This window comes from Micromonospora sp. NPDC049799, assembly GCF_040656655.1.
Lineage (GTDB): Bacteria > Actinomycetota > Actinomycetes > Mycobacteriales > Micromonosporaceae > Micromonospora.
The window spans coordinates 1-1,123 of sequence record NZ_JBFAMU010000897.1; the positions used below are offsets into that span (position 1 = coordinate 1).

A 1,123-nucleotide genomic window follows, 5' to 3' on the forward strand; every position below is an offset into this window, starting at 1 on the left:
GCTGCGGCAGCTGATGCCCGCCACCACGACGGTGCCCGCCGACCTCACGGTCGGCGGGCACCGCGGTTGGCGCGTCGTCGCCGCCCTCGCCGTCACCTCGACCGTCGGCTACGGCACCCTCCACTACGCCTACGCGGTCCTGTTGACCCCCATGGCCACCGACCTCGGCGCCTCCACCACCGCGGTCACCGGTGCGCTCACCGCCAGCATCCTGGCCGGCGCCGTCATGGCCATCCCCGTCGGGCGGTGGCTCGACCGCCACGGTGGACGTGCTCTCATGACCGCCGGCTCCCTCACCGCCACCGCGCTCCTGATCGCCTGGTCGCAGGTGCGGACCATCGGGCAGCTGTACGCCGTGATGATCGGCGTCGGGATCACCGGCGCGATGGTGCTCTACGAACCCGCCTTCGCCGTCATCGTCTCCTGGTTCACCCCCGACCGACGGGCCACCGCCCTGCTCGCCGTCACCGTCGTCGCCGGATTCGCCAGCACCATCTTCATGCCCCTGACCGGTGTCCTGGTGGCCCACCTCGGCTGGCGCGGCGCGCTGCTCGCGCTCGCCGCCGTCCACGGCGCGGTGACCGTGCCCCTGCACGCCCTCGCCATCCGCAGGCCCCCACACACCACGGCACCCACCCCCTCGGCGCGAACCGACCACACCCGACGCCAGGTCGCGGCGGCGCGCACCGCCCTGCACGACCCTCGGTTCTGGATCCTCGCCGCCACCCTCGTCGCGCACGGCGCCGCCACCAGCACCATCGGCGTCCACCTCGTCGGCTACCTCGTCAGCCGCGGCCATCCCGCCACCGTCGCCGCCACCGTGGCGGGCCTGCTCGGCATCCTGTCGGTCACCGGACGACTCGTCCTCACCGGGGCCCGGCGCCGGCTCCCGGTGACCACCGTCGTCGCCGCCGTGTTCGCGATCCAGGCCGTCGCCGTCCTCGCCATGCCCGTCGCCGCCTCGACCCGGGCCGGGGCAGTCGTCACCGTCATCGGCTTCGGGCTCGGCTTCGGCATCGCCAGCCTCGCCACGCCCGCCCTGCTCGCCGACCGCTACGGCTCCGTCGCGTACGCCACCATCGCCGGACGACTCGCCGCGCCCGTCACCACGGCGAAGGCCGCC

Annotated in this window: 1 protein-coding gene; it reads left to right on the top strand. The window is 74.7% G+C overall.

Annotation, left to right across the window (positions count from 1 at the left end; translation table 11 throughout):
- Position 1: 1 nt before the first annotated feature.
- A partial coding sequence (locus AB0I76_RS30450; protein ID WP_357042752.1) for an MFS transporter occupies positions 2-1,123 on the top strand: 1,122 nt, incomplete at its 3' end.